Source organism: Paenibacillus hemerocallicola, assembly GCF_006265175.1.
In the GTDB taxonomy this organism is placed as follows: domain Bacteria; phylum Bacillota; class Bacilli; order Paenibacillales; family NBRC-103111; genus Paenibacillus_AB; species Paenibacillus_AB hemerocallicola.
In genome coordinates this window covers 1-665 of the sequence record NZ_VDCQ01000026.1, presented here as the reverse complement: position 1 = coordinate 665, position 665 = coordinate 1, and the positions used below count along the sequence as shown (strand labels likewise).

Sequence of the window (665 nt, the reverse complement as noted above, 5' to 3'; positions counted from 1 at the left end):
CTGCTTGTAAGGCAGATGCTCTCCCGGCTGAGCTAAGCGTCCATAATGTAAAGTGACAAGCTATAATATAACAAATCTTCTATCAAAAATCAACTGCGTTTTTCAAATCATTTCTTCTTATTAAGAAAATTGGTGACCCGTAGGGGATTCGAACCCCTGTTACCTCCGTGAAAGGGAGGTGTCTTAACCCCTTGACCAACGGGCCATGCTATAATAAAGATCGGGTTCTATTCCCTCGAACAGAGAAGTAATACTACGGAGAGAGAGGGATTCGAACCCTCGAGACGCTTTTGACGCCTACACGATTTCCAATCGTGCTCCTTCGACCACTCGGACATCTCTCCATATGGCTCCCCGAACAGGACTCGAACCTGTGACAACTCGGTTAACAGCCGAGTGCTCTACCAACTGAGCTATCAGGGAATGGTCAATCGCTTGGCAACGTCCTACTCTCCCAGGACCCTGCGGTCCAAGTACCATTGGCGCTGGAGGGCTTAACGGTCGTGTTCGGGATGGGAACGCGTGGATCCCCTCCGCCATCATCACCAAACGATGTGTTTTGTTCAGGTCGCAACGCAGCCATGCGTCGCAGCGATCTTCCGAACAGACTTGCTGTCCGGTCCACCGGTTATTCCCTGAAAACTGAATGCGAAACGAATCGAGTT

3 tRNA genes and 1 rRNA gene are annotated in these 665 nt (G+C 50.1%); all 4 read right to left on the bottom strand.

Going from position 1 to position 665, the window contains the following annotated elements:
- Positions 1-130: 130 nt before the first annotated feature.
- The 4 genes from FE784_RS18675 to rrf all read right to left on the bottom strand — a co-directional run bounded on the left by FE784_RS18675 (position 131) and on the right by rrf (position 550).
- Positions 131-205: transfer RNA gene (locus tag FE784_RS18675), tRNA-Glu, on the bottom strand.
- A gap of 51 nt (positions 206-256) precedes the next feature.
- Positions 257-344: transfer RNA gene (locus tag FE784_RS18670), tRNA-Ser, on the bottom strand.
- A gap of 3 nt (positions 345-347) precedes the next feature.
- Positions 348-423 (bottom strand) — tRNA-Asn (locus FE784_RS18665).
- A 10-nt stretch (positions 424-433) separates the two neighbouring features.
- Positions 434-550: ribosomal RNA gene (gene rrf, locus FE784_RS18660) — 5S ribosomal RNA — on the bottom strand.
- Between the last annotated feature and the right edge of the window lie 115 nt (positions 551-665).